The 17,550-nt window shown below is 61.3% G+C and carries 18 protein-coding genes and 1 pseudogene; 11 read left to right on the top strand and 8 right to left on the bottom strand.

The window, feature by feature from the left end; all coding sequences use genetic code 11:
• Positions 1–305: pseudogene (locus tag HNO86_RS09530) on the top strand (putrescine ABC transporter permease PotI); the annotation flags it as partial.
• A gap of 63 nt (positions 306–368) precedes the next feature.
• Here HNO86_RS09530 and HNO86_RS09525 read toward each other — a convergent pair.
• On the bottom strand, positions 369–1,010 hold the full coding sequence (locus HNO86_RS09525) for an HD domain-containing protein (RefSeq protein ID WP_175376748.1): 642 nt from the start codon (positions 1,008–1,010) through the stop codon (positions 369–371).
• A gap of 231 nt (positions 1,011–1,241) precedes the next feature.
• Between HNO86_RS09525 and HNO86_RS09520 the strand changes: the two genes are divergently transcribed.
• Positions 1,242–2,207, top strand: coding sequence for a GlxA family transcriptional regulator (locus tag HNO86_RS09520; RefSeq protein ID WP_175376747.1), 966 nt, complete (start codon positions 1,242–1,244; stop codon positions 2,205–2,207).
• A 13-nt stretch (positions 2,208–2,220) separates the two neighbouring features.
• Here the strand turns inward: HNO86_RS09520 and HNO86_RS09515 are convergent, their stop codons facing one another.
• Both HNO86_RS09515 and rclC read right to left on the bottom strand, forming a co-directional pair.
• On the bottom strand, positions 2,221–2,454 hold the full coding sequence (locus HNO86_RS09515) for a DUF2790 domain-containing protein (protein ID WP_175376746.1): 234 nt from the start codon (positions 2,452–2,454) through the stop codon (positions 2,221–2,223).
• A gap of 17 nt (positions 2,455–2,471) precedes the next feature.
• Positions 2,472–3,059, bottom strand: coding sequence for a reactive chlorine resistance membrane protein RclC (gene rclC / locus HNO86_RS09510; protein WP_175376745.1), 588 nt, complete (start codon positions 3,057–3,059; stop codon positions 2,472–2,474).
• 181 nt (positions 3,060–3,240) lie between these two features.
• Here rclC and HNO86_RS09505 point away from each other — a divergent pair, with 181 nt between their 5' ends.
• Positions 3,241–4,146: an AraC family transcriptional regulator gene (locus HNO86_RS09505; RefSeq protein ID WP_175376744.1), complete on the top strand. Its 906-nt coding sequence runs from the start codon at positions 3,241–3,243 to the stop codon at positions 4,144–4,146.
• A gap of 118 nt (positions 4,147–4,264) precedes the next feature.
• Here HNO86_RS09505 and HNO86_RS09500 read toward each other — a convergent pair whose 3' ends face one another.
• Positions 4,265–6,676, bottom strand: a complete 2,412-nt coding sequence (locus HNO86_RS09500; protein ID WP_175376743.1) for a penicillin acylase family protein — start codon at positions 6,674–6,676, stop codon at positions 4,265–4,267.
• Between the two features lie 112 nt (positions 6,677–6,788).
• Positions 6,789–7,370, bottom strand: coding sequence for a DUF6436 domain-containing protein (locus HNO86_RS09495; protein WP_175376742.1), 582 nt, complete (start codon positions 7,368–7,370; stop codon positions 6,789–6,791).
• Positions 7,371–7,467: 97 nt separating this feature from the next.
• Between HNO86_RS09495 and HNO86_RS09490 the strand changes: the two genes are divergently transcribed.
• The gene (locus HNO86_RS09490) at positions 7,468–8,415 is read left to right on the top strand and encodes an alpha/beta hydrolase (protein WP_175376741.1); all 948 of its coding nucleotides are present in this window, start codon (positions 7,468–7,470) and stop codon (positions 8,413–8,415) included.
• Between the two features lie 87 nt (positions 8,416–8,502).
• Here HNO86_RS09490 and HNO86_RS09485 read toward each other — a convergent pair whose 3' ends face one another.
• Positions 8,503–9,255, bottom strand: coding sequence for a DUF2059 domain-containing protein (locus HNO86_RS09485; protein ID WP_175376740.1), 753 nt, complete (start codon positions 9,253–9,255; stop codon positions 8,503–8,505).
• 108 nt (positions 9,256–9,363) lie between these two features.
• On the opposite strand from HNO86_RS09485, the gene HNO86_RS09480 reads away from it, so the two are divergent.
• The gene (locus tag HNO86_RS09480) at positions 9,364–9,996 is read left to right on the top strand and encodes a 2OG-Fe(II) oxygenase (protein WP_175376739.1); all 633 of its coding nucleotides are present in this window, start codon (positions 9,364–9,366) and stop codon (positions 9,994–9,996) included.
• Positions 9,997–9,998: 2 nt separating this feature from the next.
• Positions 9,999–10,484 (top strand): DUF523 domain-containing protein, encoded by a 486-nt coding sequence (locus HNO86_RS09475; RefSeq protein ID WP_175376738.1) that lies wholly within the window; start codon positions 9,999–10,001, stop codon positions 10,482–10,484.
• A gap of 29 nt (positions 10,485–10,513) precedes the next feature.
• Here the strand turns inward: HNO86_RS09475 and HNO86_RS09470 are convergent, their stop codons facing one another.
• Positions 10,514–11,101, bottom strand: a complete 588-nt coding sequence (locus HNO86_RS09470) for a transporter substrate-binding domain-containing protein (protein ID WP_175376737.1) — start codon at positions 11,099–11,101, stop codon at positions 10,514–10,516.
• A gap of 134 nt (positions 11,102–11,235) precedes the next feature.
• On the opposite strand from HNO86_RS09470, the gene HNO86_RS09465 reads away from it, so the two are divergent.
• The gene (locus HNO86_RS09465; RefSeq protein WP_175376736.1) at positions 11,236–11,661 is read left to right on the top strand and encodes a DUF4399 domain-containing protein; all 426 of its coding nucleotides are present in this window, start codon (positions 11,236–11,238) and stop codon (positions 11,659–11,661) included.
• A gap of 102 nt (positions 11,662–11,763) precedes the next feature.
• Here the strand turns inward: HNO86_RS09465 and serA are convergent, their stop codons facing one another.
• On the bottom strand, positions 11,764–12,993 hold the full coding sequence (gene serA, locus HNO86_RS09460; protein ID WP_175376735.1) for a phosphoglycerate dehydrogenase: 1,230 nt from the start codon (positions 12,991–12,993) through the stop codon (positions 11,764–11,766).
• A 203-nt stretch (positions 12,994–13,196) separates the two neighbouring features.
• On the opposite strand from serA, the gene HNO86_RS09455 reads away from it, so the two are divergent.
• The 4 genes from HNO86_RS09455 (at position 13,197) to HNO86_RS09440 (ending at position 17,532) form a co-directional block, all read left to right on the top strand.
• Entirely contained in the window at positions 13,197–14,591 is a 1,395-nt protein-coding gene (locus tag HNO86_RS09455; RefSeq protein WP_175376734.1) for an FAD-binding oxidoreductase, read from the top strand.
• 37 nt (positions 14,592–14,628) lie between these two features.
• On the top strand, positions 14,629–15,294 hold the full coding sequence (locus HNO86_RS09450; protein ID WP_175376733.1) for a fumarylacetoacetate hydrolase family protein: 666 nt from the start codon (positions 14,629–14,631) through the stop codon (positions 15,292–15,294).
• A 258-nt stretch (positions 15,295–15,552) separates the two neighbouring features.
• Positions 15,553–16,479 (top strand): SdiA-regulated domain-containing protein, encoded by a 927-nt coding sequence (locus HNO86_RS09445; RefSeq protein WP_175376732.1) that lies wholly within the window; start codon positions 15,553–15,555, stop codon positions 16,477–16,479.
• 135 nt (positions 16,480–16,614) lie between these two features.
• Positions 16,615–17,532, top strand: coding sequence for an SdiA-regulated domain-containing protein (locus HNO86_RS09440; protein WP_175376731.1), 918 nt, complete (start codon positions 16,615–16,617; stop codon positions 17,530–17,532).
• The last annotated feature ends 18 nt before the right edge of the window (positions 17,533–17,550 follow it).

Raw genomic sequence — 17,550 nt, 5'->3', positions numbered from 1 at the left:
GCATGATGTCCTTCGCCCTGTCGCTGGATGACCTGGTGCTGGCCAGCTTCGTGTCGGGCCCAGGTTCCACGACCCTGCCGATGGAAGTGTTCTCGGCGGTGCGTCTGGGCGTGAAGCCGGAGATCAACGCCGTGGCCAGCCTGATCCTGTTGGCGGTATCGCTGATGACCTTCCTGGTCTGGTTCTTCGGCCGCCGCGCCGAGGAAGCGCGCAAGCGTGCAATCCAGCAAGCCATCGAAGAAAGCGCTGCCGATTCCTGGAAACAGCCGGACGTGCGTCGTACGCAAGCGCCGGAAGCGGCCTGAAAGAGGTGGGCCACAATTTCGTGGCCCACATTGGTTTTGTGCTGGTAGCAAGAATTTTGGTGATCAGGAAACCCAAGGTGAATTGCGGATGACTTCGACGAAGTTCATCGGCTTGAACCCAGGCTCCTGATCCACCAGCACATCGGTCTTCACGTTGCCGAACGTGGTCTGCGGACGATGGCGCAAGCCGTTGGCAAAGGCGCAGATGATGCATTCCTTGAACCCTTCACCCCGTGGATGCGCGTGCACCACCGCTTCGCGCTGCACGGTGGAAAACGCCGCGTAGTCCATGCCCAGCACGTCCATCTCGACACCGGCGGTCACCAGCGCCACGGTCGGGCGCAGGTGTTGCGGCACGCCCGGCGTGGTGTGCAGGGCAATCGACAGCCACACCTGCTCGATATCGTCATCGCTGAAGCCGTAAGGCTTGAGGAACGCTGCCGCGGCGTTGGCGCCATCGACTTCGAAACGCTCGGTGTCAGTGCGGTAGCCTTCCACCAGGCCGATGTCGTGGAACATCGCGCCGATGTACAGCAACTCCGGGTTGTAGGCCAACTGCTTGCGCTCGCCGCTCAGCGCGCCGAACAGAAACACCCGGCGCGAGTGGTGGTAGAGCAGGTCGGATTCGATATCGCGGATGTATTCGGTGGCGGCTTTTGCAAGTGCGCTGTCAGGGATTTTGATACCGGCAATGGTGGTGCTCATGGGGCTTCCTCGGGGTGAAACGCCGTGGCGGCGCTGAGGTGTCCAGTCTGTTCGCGCACCCAAAACCGGACAATCGATCCATGGCTGCGATCCTTGCCAATGAACATCCATATCGCGCCAACCTCGCTTGTTGATCCCGGATTGGCTAACTTTGACACCGTACCTGTAGCAGCCTTCGCCAGCTGCTACAGGTGTGCGGTGTTTCCAGAGCCATCGAGGGTAATTCAAGGCATGCACAAAACCGTCGCCATCGTCGTCTTCACCGGCGTCCAGTCGCTGGACGTCACCGGCCCCATGGACGTGTTCTCCGAGGCCAACCGCTTCCTGGCGCCCGAGGATCACTACCGGCTGGAGGTGATCGGCGTCGAGCATGGCGCGATGGCCTGCTCCAATGGCCTGGCCCTGAACGCCCACCGGCATTTCAGCGAGGCGACGCAAGCCTACGACCTGCTGCTGGTCGCCGGCGGGCCGCAATTGCCGTTCATGGATTTCGGCACAACCTTCGATGCCTGGCTACGCGATGCCTGCGCGCGGGCGACGCGCTTCGGCTCGATCTGCAACGGCGCCTTCATGCTCGCCCGCGCGGGGCTGCTGGAAGGCCGGACCGTGACGACCCACTGGGATGACGCGGCGATGCTGGCGACGCTCTGCCCGTCGACCAAAGTGGAAGCCGATCGCCTGTACGCCCAGGATGGCGAGCTCTACACCTCGGCCGGGGTCACGGCGGGGATCGACCTGTCGTTATACCTGCTGGGCCGCGATCACGGCCCTGACGTGGCGCTGAGCGTGGCCAAACGGCTGGTGGTGTTCACCCAGCGCTCGGGCGGCCAGTCACAGTTCAGCCCGTTCCTCACGCCCCACGCCGAACCGACCTCAGCGGTGGCGATGGTCCAGCAGTACGTGCTGGCCAACCTCACCGGCGACCTGACCATCGCCGACCTCGCCAACGCCGCCAACATGAGCGCTCGCAACTTTTCCAGGGTGTTCGCCAAGGAGGCAAAAATCACCCCGGCGGAGTTCGTCGAACGGGCGAGGGTGGATGCCGCGCGGGTGATCCTGGAAAGCACCCATGCGCCGCTCAAGACCGTGGCGTATCAGTGCGGCTTTCGTGATGCCCAGCACATGCGCAGTGTGTTCAACCGCAGGCTGGGAGTGACGCCGCAGCAGTTCCGGCAGAATTTTGCGGCGATGGTCTGAAGCGGCCCGGCCCTCAACCACCGCTGCAACCGTCCCCCATCACCTGATAGGTCACCGTATGGCGTTGGCCGTTCGAATCTTCATAGGCCAGTTCCACCGGTACCACGCCGCACACATGGCTGATGTCGGTGATGCTGATGACTTTCGCCATATCCAGTGCAACCCCGCTACGGGCCTGCTCCACTTCCGGTGCCGCGACGGCACTGCCGGCCACTACGCCCAGAAACAACGCAATCAGAGTTTTCATCAGGGATTCTCCAGATATCAGTCAGTGGTTTTGGCGCTGCGTTCGCGCAGCAATTGGCGGGCGGAGTCGGCCATCACCGGCAGCGCGCCGGCCAGCATCAGGACGTCCTTGAGGACCAGGCGCCCGCCACCGGAGAGGTAGGGAAAGCCGTGTTGCCCGTCGCCGAGATCGGCCACCCAGGCTTCCGGGGTGGTGATCAGAAAACTCAGGGTCACCAGCGGCGTGGCGAAGGCCAGCGCGCCACCGAGCAGACCGGTGCGACGTGAAAGCGGATTGGACAGCACCAGCAGGCCGATCAGGATTTCCACCATGCCCAGGCCATCGGAAAAGCCGTAGGTGTTGTTGGCGGTCTGCCAGGCACGCTTCTGCGGGTTGAGTTCACCTTCGTGGGTCAGGTGTGCCTTGTAGTCTTGCGGGTGTTCGTAGAAGAACGACATGACCGGGCTGTTGGCGACAAACGGGGTGATGCTGTCCGCTTCGTAGGGCACGAACTTGAGCGCGCCGATCCACAGGAACACCACGGCGATCCCCAGGCGCATGAGATGAACGCCAAGGGAGTCGAGCTTGCCGATTTGCCGCAGCGCGGCGTTGAAGGACTGAAACATGGTTTTCTCCAGAACGTTGAATGTGCGGCCAGTCTGGAGTTTTGCGGGGCGCGGCTTTTGTGCATCGCGCTCAAGTTATTGTGCGATCGTCTCAACCTGGTTTCGGGGGTGTCGGCTAAGGTGTTAACCAGACATTAATCGCCGGCGTCTATCGTTGGCGGACTTCTCTCGATGCGTACACATGAATCCGATCGATAAGCTCATCACCCTGGCGAACGTCCGTGGCAGCCTGGATTTGCGCTGCCAGTTCCAGGGCGATTGGGCCCTTGAGCATGAACAGGGGGCCATGGGGAAGGCGCCGTATCACATCGTGCTGGCGGGGGAATGTCGCGTGGAGTTTCCCGACGGTCAACGTTTGCCGATGCGTGCCGGCGACATTCTGCTGTTGCCTGGTGGTACTCCGCATGTGCTTCACAGCCCCGGCAAAACCGTTGCGCCGATGACGCCGCAGCGGATCACCACTGGTGTATTGCCCTTGCATCGCATCGGCGGCGCGAGCACGGACCTGGACATGCTCTGCGGCAGTTTTCACTTCAATCGCGCGTCCGTGCTGTTTGCGGCGTTGCCGCAATACCTGGTCATTCCCAGCGGCGCCTTGCCGGCCAACGGGCCGTTGCCGGCGGTGGTCGACCTCCTGCGCCGTGAGGCTGATGGCGATCAAGTGGGCGCGGCATTTTTGCTCGATAGCCTGTCCCAGTCCCTGTTTACCCTGATTCTTCGCGCGCACCTGGCGAACCATGGTCAGGACAGCGGCACGCTGGCGTTGCTTGGTGACAAACGTCTGGGGCGGGTGTGGCAGGCGATGCTGGCGGACCTCGCCCATGACTGGACCATCGACAGCCTGGCAGAAACGGCGAACATGTCCCGCGCCACCTTCATGCGCGCTTTCGTGCGGGTGGCCGGCGTTTCGCCCTGGGTGCTGCTGACCCAGGTGCGGATGGAGCTTGCCTTCAATCTGCTGAACCAGTCGCATCTGGGGCTGAGCGATATCGCAGTGCAGGTGGGGTATCAATCCCAGGCGGCGTTCAGCAAGAAATTCAAGGAAATCTACGGCGAGGCGCCAGGGCGGGTGCGGCGCGGGATCTAGCACTGGATTGCCTGTGCGGGCCTCTTCGCGGGCAAGCCTTGCTCCTACAGGTTCGAACGATGCGATGTTTGTAGGAGCGAGGCTTGCCCGCGAAGAGGCCAGTCCAGGCAACGAAAACCTACTGCCCGGACCGCGACGGCAACAGCTTCAACGTACTGCGCGTATTCGCCGTCACCTCTTCATCATTCAGATGCGCCTGGAAATAAACCCCCTCGATATACGCCTCCGCCTGATCGTCATAGTGACGGTCGAACAGCACGCCGCTCTGACCTACCGGATTGACGGTCAGGCTGTGGGTCGGGTCGGCGAAGTCGATCAGGCGTCGGGTCGATGGGCCGTAGGTCACCGGCCAGGGCGCCGGGCCGATTTTCGCCGAGAGGTTGTTCGGCACTTCATGGCTGCCGGGTGCGGCGAAGGGGCCGACGTTGAACAGCCGGTCCAGCGGCTTTTGCTGGCCCAGCGGATGGCCGTGGGTCAGGGTGTGCGCCTTGCTCCACTGCCATTGCGTGAAGTCCGCGCCGAGGGTGTTCTTGAGGTGGGCGATGCTCGCCTGCCAGGCCGCCTTGACGATATCGGCACGGGTTTCCTTGCCGAGGGTGTTGCGGTTGTCCCACCAAGGGGAGTCCGGGTTGGCCGCCAGCCTCGGCAGTGCGGCATCGATCACCCGAGTCGAGAGCAGGGTTTCGAAAAACTGATCGCCCAATTCATCGTGCATCGCCGAGTCGGCGAGATTGAACTGGAACTGGTTGAACACCGTGGCGTTGACCGAATCGAGCGGGTAATCGCCTTTCCAGATCGCCAGTTGTTCCACCAGCTTCAGTTCGGCGGGATCACTGACCACGCTGCGCAGCACCGGAATCAACGGTGCCAGCAACCGCGGGCCGTAGCCGGTGGTGGTGCCCAGTTGCAGCCCCTGGCTGGACTCCAGATTCCATTTGACGTTCTTGTCGCCCAGCTGATGGTTGAGCTGCTGGCCACGGTCGGCGAGGTTGTAATAACCGGGGATCTCGATGCCCGTCGGCGACACCGGCTGGAAGTTGGCCGAGACGATGTAGCCCCGCGCCGGATTTTCTTCCTGGGGGTTGGCGCTGAACGGGTAGAAGCCGTCCTTGTCGGCGTCGCCGGTGCTGCCGTCGAGGATGAACCAGGGGCGCACACCTGCCGGGCGCTTGGGCAGTTGTGCCGCGGCCCACCAGCCGATGTCGCCCTTGGCGTTGGCCCAGACCACGTTCAGGCCGGGTGCCTGGATCTTTGCGGCGGCGGTTCTGGCCTTGACCAGGGTGTCGGCGCGGTTGAGCTGGTAGAAGCCTTCAAGAATCGGGTTCTGGGTTTCGAGAAACGCCCACCACATGGCGATCGGCGTCTTGCCGACGCTGTTGCCCAGCGCATCGTTGACGATCGGACCGTGGGGCGACTGGCGCAACACCAGGGTCACCGGGGCCTGTCCCTTGACCGCAATCTGCTGTTCGCTGGTCACCATGTCGACCCATTTGCCGCGATACCAGACCTGATTCGGATTGTCGGGGTTGACCTTCTCGGCGATCAGATCGAGGTCGTCGTTCTGGAACATGGTGATGCTCCAGCCGAAATCCCGGTTCATGCCCAGCGAGGCGAACGGCATCAGCGATTGATAGTGCCCATAGAGTTCGAAGCCGGGCGAGGTGAGGTGCGCCTCGTACCACACCGACGGCGCGGAGAAGCGGATATGCGGGTCGCCCGCCAGCAGCGGCTTGCCGCTTTTGGTGCGGCTGCCGGAAACAGCCCAGGCGTTGCTGCCCTCGAACTGCGGCAGTCCATTGTCGGCCAGGGCCTGTTCGCTCAGGCGGGCGAGGGCGTTGAGGTCTTTCCAGTCGACACTGGCCAGCGCAGGCGCGGTAGTGCTGTCGTGGTTGCTCAGCACGCCCTTGGGTTGCCAATCGAGATCGAAAACGCTCAGGTAATCGGCGCCCAGTTGATCACGCACGAAGGTCAGCAGCGGTTCGGTACGGAAGGCCGCGGCAAAGCTGTAGGCCATGTAGCCGGCGATGCTGATGGTGTCCTGTGCGGTGAACGGACGTTTGGGAATGCCCAGCACATCGAACTCCATGGGCTTGGCGTGGCTGTCCTGATACTGGTTGATGCCATCCAGATAGGCCTGCATGGCGATGAAGGTGGGGGAGTTCCTGTCCAGATTCGCCAGGTAGGTTTCGGCGCGTTCACGGATGCGCAGGCTGCGCATCAGCTTGTCGGTATCCAGCAGTTTCGGGCCGAGCACTTCGGCCAGCTCGCCACGGGCCAGGCGTCGCAACACTTCCATCTGGAACAGTCGGTCCTGGGCGTGGACGTAGCCCAGGGCGCGATACAGGTCGGGTTCGTTTTCGGCGCGGATGTGCGGCACGCCGCGCTCGTCGTAGCGCACGGTGACCGAGCCTTGCAGGTGTTGCAGTTCCACCATGCCCTGACGTGTCGGTTGCTTGCTGTAGAGGTATCCGCCGGCTCCTGCGGCGAGCGCGGCGATCAGCAATCCGAGAACGGTCAGGCTACGTTTCATGGTGACTCCTTGTTGTTATGGGGTGGCAGCTGTTCCCTGAAGCCACTGTTTAACACGGAGTACGCGAGGGCTGCATCGCCCGTAGGAGGGATTCGTTTTGCGGCATATTGCTCTAACGAGCGGTATCCACCGGCCAGGGGCAGTAACACCCCACCGCCAGTGTGTGCGTGGCACTCACCGGGCGGTCTTCTTTCAGCGCCTTGAGGATCGGCTCGATAAAGCTGTTGCTGGAATTGCAGGTCAGGCCTTCGCTGTACGGGCCGAAGTACGCCAGCTTGCCGCTGCGGTCCCAGATCGCCACGGCGGGGCTGGCGGGGACCTGCTCGGAGCCGGGTAGCACGTTGAGGGTTTTCAGGTTGCTCAAGGTACTCGGCAATGCACCGTGGCTGCCGGGTTTCTGCACCGAATAGAACTCGACGCCTTGCGGGCCGTATTGCTCGACCAGTTCACTCAGGTGCTGTTGATTGCCGACGTTGCACGGGCAGGCCGGATCCCAGAAGTGCACCAGGCGGATCGCGCCGGGGCCGGCGAGGGTGTCGGGCAGGCGCAGCGGGTCGCCGGAGAACAGCGCCGTGTGTTCGCTGAACGCGCGCAGGTAACGCCCCTGAAACCAGTCATAAGCCGCCCACAGGACACCGGCGCACACCAGGGCAAGCAGGCTGATAAGCAGGGTGGCGCGCAGGGGCGATCGCATGGGTTCAATCCTCGAAGGTCGGCTAGCTTGCCATGCTTGCCGCGACAGATGAATATCGCAGCTCAATCAAGTCCGTTTTGCGCCCTGGAATCGCCCCATGTCTGCCACCTTCGACCCTGATCAACTGCGCGCCAGCCTCAGGCCCCTGGCCGAGGGGTGGCCGCTGACTGCCCAGGCGCAGGCCTATCAGCGGTTTTACGGGCTGGATTTTTCATCGCGCAACGTCAATAGCCGGCTGGGGCGCTTCGAGGTCGACGGTTACGAGCTGGTCAGCCAGGTCTGGTTGCCCGAGCGGCCGAAGGCGACGCTGTTTCTCATCCACGGTTTCTACGATCACACCGGTCTCTATCGGCATGTGATCGAGTGGGCGCTGGACCAGGACTTTGCGGTGATTGCCTGTGATCTGCCGGGGCATGGGCTGTCCAGTGGCGAGCGGGCGAGCATCAGGGATTTCGCCGAGTATCAGGACAGTTTGCAGGGATTGTTCGCCGAGGCGCGGTCCCTGGATCTGCCGCAGCCGTGGCATCTATGTGGACAGAGCACTGGCGGGGCGATTGTCATCGATCATGTGTTGCACGCGGGGACGGACAGCCCGGCCCAGGGGCAGGTGATCCTGTTGGCACCGCTGGTGCGGCCACGCTCGTGGGCCTGGTCGCAGCTCAGTTATTACCTGCTCAGGCCCTTCGTCAAAGCCATTGGCCGGCGCTTCAGCGAAAACACCAACGATCCGGATTTTCTGCCGTTTCTGCAGGCCGATCCTCTGCAACCGCTGCGACTGCCGACGGCGTGGGTGGGGGCGTTGGCGCGCTGGATCAAGCGCGTCGAAGCCGCTCCCTCCAGCCCTCGGCGGCCGTTGGTGGTGCAGGGGCAGGCGGATATGACGGTGGATTGGCAGCACAATCTTGAAGTGCTCAGGGCCAAGTTCGACCGGCCACAAGTGTTGATGCTGCCCGAGGCGCGGCATCACCTGGCCAATGAAGTGCCGGTGTTGCGGGGGGAGTATTTCGGGTTTTTGAGCAAGCGGATCAAGGGCAGGAATGTGTAGGCAAGATCAAAAGATCGCAGCCTTCGGCAGCTCCTACAGGAGTAGGCGATCACTGTAGGAGCTGCCGAAGGCTGCGATCTTTTGATCTTACTGGGAAAGGTTCGAGTTGCTCTGCCCCACCGCCAACCCCGCCCGAATCGCCGCCAACGCCGCCTGATAGTAAGCCTTGCCCTCCGCCGACTCGGCAAAGGTGGCGAATTCTTCCAGCTCTTCATCACTCAGGTCGCGATAGACATACAACAGGGTGTTGTTCAGATCGCTGCCGATCTGGTCCATCAAACGCTGTCGCTGCCCGTTGAGCATACCCTGAGCCTGTCCCCCACCCAGCAAGCCCGGAATCATCGAGCTCAAGCTGTCAGCGGCCACGCCGGCAATCGCCAGGCTGACTTCGGCACCGGCTTCACGCGCCGGCAATGCCTGGGCCAGGTGGCCGATGATCAGCAGACGGCTGTCGCTGGCGGTCATCTTCGGCAGGCCCTTGGCGTTTTTCGCCAGCTGGTCGCGGCGAGTCGCCAGCAACTCGGCGGCAACGATCTTCTTGCCCAGCGGGGACTGAAAAAACGCCAGGGCAGGTTTCGGATCGGCGAGATTCTTGCGCAGTTGCGTTTCGGCGCGTTGATCGACGGCCTTGGGGTCGAAGCGCTGATTGCTGTTGTTGACCAGGGCCTGGAACACCGCCGGCGGCAGGCTGCTTTGATAGCGTTGCTGGGCGGCGGAGAGGGCGTCGTTGAAATGCGCGCGTTGTTCCGGCCAGCCTGCGACCTTGTACAACTGGTCGTGGCTGTCTGCCCAGGCGGGCAAAACGCAGAACATCAGCAGAGAGAAAAGCAAACGGCGCATAGGGACTCCTGTCAGCAGGCGACTATTCTCCGTGTGGCATACGGACTTGTCGAGAATTCGTATCAACCCGCCGCGTGGCTCTGTCGGATTTTCAGGCGCAGGAATACTATGCGCGCCATGCAAATACCTTCTGATCACCCATTGCTGTTACGAATCGTCGATGACCTGGCTGCACATGGCTGGTCCCGGCAAAATATTTTCCTGCCTGCGGATTTGACCCGCGCGCTGGCGGCCGAGTGCCGTAAACGCAGTGCCGAGGGCGAACTGGCGCCGGCCGGAGTCGGGCGCGGCGCATCCACGGAAATCCGCGAAGGCATTCGCGGCGATCACATTCAGTGGATCGATCCGGGCCAGGCCGAGTCCTGCGACAGCTACCTGAACCTGATGGACAGCCTGCGCGAAGCGATGAACCGTCATCTGTTCCTGGGCCTGGAAGACTTCGAGTGCCACTTCGCGATGTATCCGCCCGGCGCGTTCTACCTCAAGCACGTCGATCGTTTCCGCGATGACGACCGGCGCGCGGTGTCGGCGGTGGTCTACCTCAACGACGACTGGCTGCCGGAGCATGGTGGTCAGCTGCGCATGTACCTGGACGAGGACACGCAACACGATGTGCTGCCGACCGGAGGCTGCCTGGTGGTGTTCCTGTCCGGCGACGTTCCCCACGAAGTCCTGCCGGCGACCCGTGAGCGCCTGTCGTTGACCGGCTGGTTCCGCCGTCGCGGCAACGAGCCGTTCTGATCATGCAGAAAATCCTGGTAAGCCGCTGCCTGCTGGGTCACCGCGTGCGCTACGACGGCGGTGCCAGCGGACCGTTCGATCAGTTGCAGGTTTGGCTCGACGAAGGTCGGGTCGTGCCCTTGTGTCCTGAGGTTGCCGGCGGTTTGCCAACACCGCGAGCGGCGGCGGAAATTCCGGGCGGGCAGGGTGTGGAGGTGCTGGAAGGACGCGCGGCGGTCATCACCACCGAGGGAGAGGATGTCAGCGCACAGTTTCTGTCCGGGGCTCATCAGGCGCTGGAACTGGTGCAACAGCACGGCATCCGCATCGCCATTCTCAAGGCCAACAGCCCGTCCTGCGGCAACCGGCTGACGTATGACGGGACGTTCAGTGGAGTGAAGGTCAGCGGCGAGGGCGTGACGGCGGCGTTACTCAAGCGCCATGGTGTGCTGGTGTTCAGTGAGCTGGAGCTGGCCGAGGCGGCTGAGGCGCTGGCCGCACAGCACTGACAAACCCCACAGTGGGTTATTCAGTGATCTCAGGGTTTAGCCGCAACCCCCGACTCCGCCCCAAACCACTTCTCCTCCAGCGCCTGCAACCGACCATCGCCCTTGATCCGCTGCAGCGCATTCTCCAGGCTCGCATGAAACGCCGGGTTGCCCTTCTGAAACGGTATCGACAGGTTCACCGTCGGCGCAGCCTTGGGTTTTTCTTCCGTCAGCGACTGCACCAGCAGGATCGACTGCGGCTGCTCGTCCTTCTTCGCGATCAATTGCGTGCTGGTTTGAATGTAAGGCTTGCTGAAGTCGAAACGATCCGCGAGCGCCGGGGTCTGTGTAATGTGATTGATGGCGATGTCGTATTTGCCGCTCTCGACACCGGTCAACAGATCGTTGGCATCGGTGACGACGAAGTCGGCGCGCACATCCAGTTCGTTGGCCAGCATTTGACCCAACTCGACTTCGAAACCATCGAGCTTGTCGTCTTTCTTGAAGTTGAAAGGTGGGGTGTTGGCCTCGAGGGCGATGCGCAATTCACCGCGGTCGTTCACATCGTCAATCAGTTCGGCGTGAGCCAAATGGCTCAAAAGGGGTAGCAGACAGATCAGGCCAGGCAGAAAGCGCATGGTCACTCCTTGAATTCATTATGGCGACGCTCTGGTTCAGGCGCGCTTTGCTATGGTTGTCGAGTGCCTTCGACAACGATTGACCATGAAGTTGTGATGGTCACGCGAATTTTACGGAAAAACTGGAGAAGAGAATGAAATCCTTTATGTCACGTGCTGCTTTGGCTGGCCTGTTGATGGGTGTTTCAGTGTTGGCCAGTGCGGCGACGCCCGCGCCGAAAGGTGCCGAAGTGTCCATCGTATCTCCCAAGGACGGCGGCACGGTTCCGAAGACCTTCATGGTCAAGTTCGCTGTTGAAAACGTTTCGCTGGCGCCTGCCGGCGACCCTACCAAGAACACCGGCCATCACCATCTGCTGATCGACGTGGATCAATTGCCGGCCGCCGGCCAGCCGATTCCAAGCGATGCCAACCATGTTCACTTCGGCAAGGCACAGACCCAGGCGGAAGTGACGCTGACCCCGGGCGAGCACACCCTGCAGCTGGAATTGGGTGATGCGAACCACATGCCGTTCGATCCGCCGATCGTTTCAGAAAAGATCACCGTCAACGTCAAATAAAAAAGGGAGCCCGTTCCGGGGCTCCCTTTTTTATTGAGCTGCAAGCTTCAAGCTATAAGCCGCAAGCAATCATCAACTTGCCGCTTGTAGCTTGTAGCTGCTTTAGAAAAGCACCCGACTACGGATAGTGCCGTTTACGTGCTGCAGCTTCTCTTGCGCCAGTTCCGAGTACTCGGCGTCCACGTCGATCACCACGTAGCCGACCTTGTCGTTGGTCTGCAGGAACTGACCGGAGATGTTGATGCCGTTTTCGGCGAAGACCTTGTTGATCTCGCTCATCACACCCGGGATGTTCTCGTGGATGTGCAGCAGACGGTGCTTGCCAGGGTGAGCCGGCAGGGCCACTTCCGGGAAGTTCACGGACGATACCGAAGTACCGTTGTCGCTGTACTTGACCAGCTTCTCGGCCACTTCCAGACCGATGTTGGCTTGCGCCTCGGCAGTGGAACCACCGATGTGCGGGGTCAGGATCACGTTGTCCAGGCCACGCAGCGGGCTTTCGAACTCTTCGTCGTTGGAGCGAGGCTCCACCGGGAATACGTCGATGGCCGCGCCGATCAGGTGCTTGTCCTTGATGGCGGCAGCCAGGTGGTCCAGCTCGACCACGGTGCCGCGCGCGGCGTTGATCAGGATGCCGCCCTTCTTGATGGCGCGGATTTCCTTCTCGCCGATCATCCACTGGGTCGCAGCGGTTTCAGGAACGTGCAGGGTCACGATGTCGGACATGCCCAGCAGCTCGTGCAGGTTGCCGACCTGGGTGGCGTTGCCCAGCGGCAGCTTGGTCACGGTGTCGTAGAAGTAAACCTGCATGCCCAGGCCTTCGGCCAGGACGGACAGTTGAGTACCGATCGAGCCATAACCGACGATGCCCAGCTTCTTGCCGCGGATCTCGAAGGAGTTGGCCGCGCTCTTGATCCAGCCGCCACGGTGGCAGGAAGCGTTCTTCTCAGGGATGCCGCGCAGCAACAGGATCGCTTCGGCCAGCACCAGTTCGGCTACGGAACGGGTGTTGGAGTACGGGGCGTTGAACACGGCGATACCGCGCTCGCGTGCCGCGTCCAGGTCGACCTGGTTGGTGCCGATGCAGAAACAGCCGACAGCGACGAGTTTCTTCGCGTGATCGAAGATCTCTTCAGTCAGTTGAGTGCGGGAGCGAATGCCGATGAAGTGAGCATCAGCGATCTTTTCCTTGAGCTGGGCTTCCGGCAGAGAACCTGTGAGGTACTCGATGCTGGTGTAGCCCGCCGCCTTGAGGACGTCGACAGCCGATTGATGGACGCCTTCGAGAAGAAGGAACTTGATCTTGCTCTTGTCGAGAGAAGTCTTGCTCATCTGCGTAAACCTGTATCCCGGAGAAAAATGGCAGGAAATGGTCAACAGAGGCTGACCGGGACGGCAACCAGGCCGTCGCCGCAGAATCGCCCTTGGGCACTATGCTGCGGGGTCGGTATGCTAGCATACGCCCCCGCTAAACACTCATTCCTGCGACGTGAAGCGTTCTCAGGATGACCATGAATTGTTCGAGAGTTCTGTCGATGACCAGTCCTGCCGTGATTGAAGAGCTGAAGACCCTGGTTGAGCCAGGCAAGGTGTTGACCGATGCCGAATCGCTGAACGCCTACGGCAAGGACTGGACCAAGCATTTCCCTCCGGCCCCCACGGCCATCGTGTTTCCCAAGACCACCGAACAGGTCCAGGCCATCGTCCTGTGGGCCAACAGACACAAGGTCGCGCTGGTGCCGTCCGGCGGCCGTACCGGGCTTTCCGCCGCGGCGGTGGCGGCCAATGGCGAGGTCGTCGTCTCGTTCGACTACATGAATCAGATCCTCGACGTGAACCTCACCGACCGCACCGCCGTCTGTCAGCCGGGTGTGGTCACCGAGCATCTGCAGAACGTCGCCGAAGAAAAGGGCCTGTACTACCCGGTGGACTTCGCTTCCGCCGGTTCCAGCCAGATTGGCGGCAATATCGGTACCAATGCCGGCGGGATCAAGGTCATTCGCTACGGTATGACCCGTAATTGGGTCGCCGGCATGAAAGTGGTCACTGGCAAGGGTGACGTGCTGGAACTGAACCGCGACCTGATCAAGAACGCCACCGGCTACGACATGCGCCAGCTGTTCATCGGCTCCGAAGGCACCCTGGGTTTCGTCGTCGAAGCCACCATGCGCCTGGACCGCGCCCCGAAAAACCTCACCGCGATGGTCCTGGGCACCGCCGATTTCGACTCGATCATGCCGGTGCTGCACGCGTTCCAGGGCAAGCTCGACCTGACCGCCTTCGAGTTCTTCTCCGACAAGGCTCTGGCCAGGATCATGGGTCGCGGCGACGTCCCGGCGCCGTTTGAAACCGATTGCCCGTTCTACGTGCTGCTGGAGTTCGAGGCGACCACTGAAGAAGTCGCCAACCTGGCCCTGGAAACCTTCGAGCACTGCGTAGAGCAGGGCTGGGTGCTGGACGGCGTGATGAGTCAGAGCGAAACCCAGCTGCAGAACCTGTGGAAGCTGCGCGAGTACATCTCCGAAACCATTTCCCACTGGACGCCATACAAGAACGACATTTCGGTCACTGTGTCGAAAGTCCCAGCATTCCTCAAGGAAATCGATGCGATCGTCGGCGAACACTATCCGGACTTCGAAGTTGTCTGGTACGGCCACATCGGCGACGGCAACCTGCACTTGAACATCCTCAAGCCGGATGACCTGAGCAAGGACGAGTTTTTCGCCAAGTGCGCGACCGTCAACAAGTGGGTGTTCGAGATCGTGGAGAAGTACAAGGGATCGATTTCCGCCGAGCACGGCGTGGGCATGACCAAGCGGGACTACCTGACTTACAGCCGTTCGCCGGCCGAGATCGAGTACATGAAGGCGGTCAAGGCGGTGTTCGACCCGAACGGGATCATGAACCCGGGCAAGATTTTCGCTGTTTGAGTTTTGAATTTAAGCGCTACGAACCAGGAGTCGTTCCATGAGCTATCAGCACCAGTATGTCGACGGTACGCGTATTCACTTCCCGCTGGGTAAAGTGGTGTGCATCGGCCGTAACTACGCCGAACACGCCAAGGAACTGGACAATCCGGTGCCTACCGAACCGCTGCTGTTCATCAAGCCGGGCAGTTGTGTGGTGCCGCTGGAAGGTGGTTTCAGCATTCCGACCGAGCGCGGTTCGGTGCATTACGAGGCGGAAATCGCGGTGCTGATCGGCAAGCCGTTGTCGACCAAGCCGAGCCGTGAAGAAGTGCTCGACGCCATTTCCGGCTTCGCCCCGGCGCTGGACCTGACCCTGCGGGACAAGCAGGCCGAGCTGAAGTCCAAGGGCCTGCCCTGGGAAATCGCCAAGTCCTTCGACGGCGCGGCGGTGATCGCCCCGTTCGTGTCCGGCAGCACCTTTGCCGACCTGACGGACATCGGCATTCGCCTGACCATCAACGGCGAAGTTCGCCAGGACGGCAACAGCAGCGCCATGCTCAACCCGATCGTGCCGATGATCCAGCACATGGCCGGCTGCTTTTCGCTGCAGGCCGGTGACGTGATCCTGACCGGCACGCCGGTGGGCGTCGGTCCGCTGAATGTCGGCGATGAACTGGTGCTCGAATTGCCGGGCGCCAGCCGCTTTACCAGCAGCGTTCGCTAGCCCGGATACCCCTGTAGGAGCGAAGCTTGCTCGCGAAGGCGTAGTGTCAGTCGACAACAATGTCGTCTGATGCACCGCATTCGCGAGCAAGCTTCGCTCCTACAGTCGTTTTGGGGTGTTCTTGTTAGTCCCGTTCAGGGCAATCCAGCCATTTCCCGTTTTTTTCACACCCTCTCTGGATAATCCCGGGGTTTTTGGCGTCTGAGCCAAGCTCATTTGTGCTATTACCCGTAGCCTCGATTCCCGGATGAATACCCCATGGCCACCCAACCCCTGCCTTCACTCAAACACGCTCGCCGTTCGCGCTTCGCCCTGCGCTGGTACACCTGGTTGTTGCTGGTGGCCGTGGTTGCCTACGGCGTCGCGTTTGCCATGCATTGGGATGACCGTGGCGTGTTGTGGGTGAAGGAGCGCTTCGAAACCACTGCCCAGAAGCAGGAAAGCATCTGGCTGCCGGATTACCACGCGGTGATCGACGCCAAGCCGCTGCCGGGCATGGAAAAGGACGAGGCTTCGGACGTGGCCTACGATCCGCAGACCAAGACCCTGTTTTCGGTGATGGGCAAAAACCCGTTCCTGGCCGAACTGACTTTGCAGGGCGACGTGCTGCGCAAGATGCCGCTGGTGGGCTGGAGCAATCCTGAGGCTGTCACCGTGCTGGGCAATGGCCTGCTGGCGATCGTCGACGAGCGCGACCACATGGTGACCATCGTCAAGGTCGATGCCACGACCCGTGAACTGAACATCGCCGATTTCCCCAAATACGATCTCGGCCCTTCGAAAGACCAGAACAAAGCGTTCGAGGCTGTCGCCTGGGATGCGCGCAATCAGCAACTGTTGCTGGGCGAAGAGCGTCCGCCAGCACTGTTCACCTGGAAGAGCGACGGCCAGAAATTGATCGGCGACAAGCAGAAACTGGCCAGTGATGAACTGGATATACGCAATCTGTCGGCCCTGGCCATCGACCCGCGTACCGGCCACGCCCTGGTGCTGTCCGCCGACTCCCATCTGCTGCTGGAGCTGGACGAAAAGGGTGAGCAGGTCAGCTTCATGACCCTGCTGCGCGGCTTCAACGGCCTGAAAAACACCATTCCCCGCGCCGAAGGCGTGACCATGGACGAGGCGGGCACGCTGTACATCGTCAGCGAGCCGAACCTCTTCTACCGCTTCGAAAAACAGAAATAACCCCCGCCCCCTGCAGGAGCTGCCGCAGACTGCTCCTGCACGGGAAGGCGTGTTTATTTCAGGTTGTGACCTTTAAGCTTTAATTCAGACAGCCGTGATATTTCATCCGCCTGTTTTGATTCCGAGCTTGCGTCCATGCGCCGATTTACCCGCCCCAGACCGCTGATTCTCTTGGTGTTGATGATTGCGTTGATCCTGTTGATCGCGATCGGTCAGTACCTGCGCCTGTTCGAGCGCGCGTGGTTCAACCTGCAGACGCGCTGGCAGCCGATGAATGCGCAATCCATCGGCCTGGACCAGTACCGGGTGGTCGTGGAGGGGCAGGTCATCGACGGCCTGGACGACGATGTGTCGGCATTGACCTTCGACCCGGTGCGCAAAAGCCTGTTTACCGTGACCAACCAGAACTCGGAACTGATCGAGCTTTCCCTCGACGGCAAGATCCTGCGGCGCATCGCGCTGGTCGGTTTCGGCGATCCGGAGGCCGTCGAGTTCATCAGCGCCGACACCTACGTGATCACCGACGAATATCAGCAGCGCCTGATCAAGGTCCGTGTCGAGCATGACACCACGTTCATCGATGCGGCGGATGCCGAGCAGATGACCCTGGGTGTGCACATGAGCAGCAACAAGGGCTTCGAGGGGCTGGCCTACGATTCGGTGGGCAAGCGCTTGTTCGTGGCCAAGGAGCGCGACCCGATGCTGATCTATGAAGTGCACGGTTTTCCGCACTTCAATCCGGAAAAATCCTACGCGGTGCACGTCATCAACAACCCCAAGCGCGATGCCGGGATGTTCGTGCGTGACCTGTCGAGCCTGCAGTACGACGAGCGCAGTGGTCACTTGATGGCGCTGTCCGACGAGTCGCGGCTGATTCTTGAGCTGGATGTGGACGGCAGGCCGCTGAGTACCATGGCCTTGCGCAAGGGCAGCCAGGGGCTGCAAAAGACCGTGCCCCAGGCGGAAGGGATCGCGATGGATGACGAGGGGACGATGTATCTGGTGAGTGAGCCGAATCTGTTTTACGTCTTCAAGAAACCCGCGCAGCCTTGAAAGCAACCCAAAAACAAT

It is taken from the genome of Pseudomonas sp. C1C7, from assembly GCF_013359595.1.
In the GTDB taxonomy this organism is placed as follows: domain Bacteria; phylum Pseudomonadota; class Gammaproteobacteria; order Pseudomonadales; family Pseudomonadaceae; genus Aquipseudomonas.
This window is presented reverse-complemented; position numbering and strand designations above follow the sequence as displayed.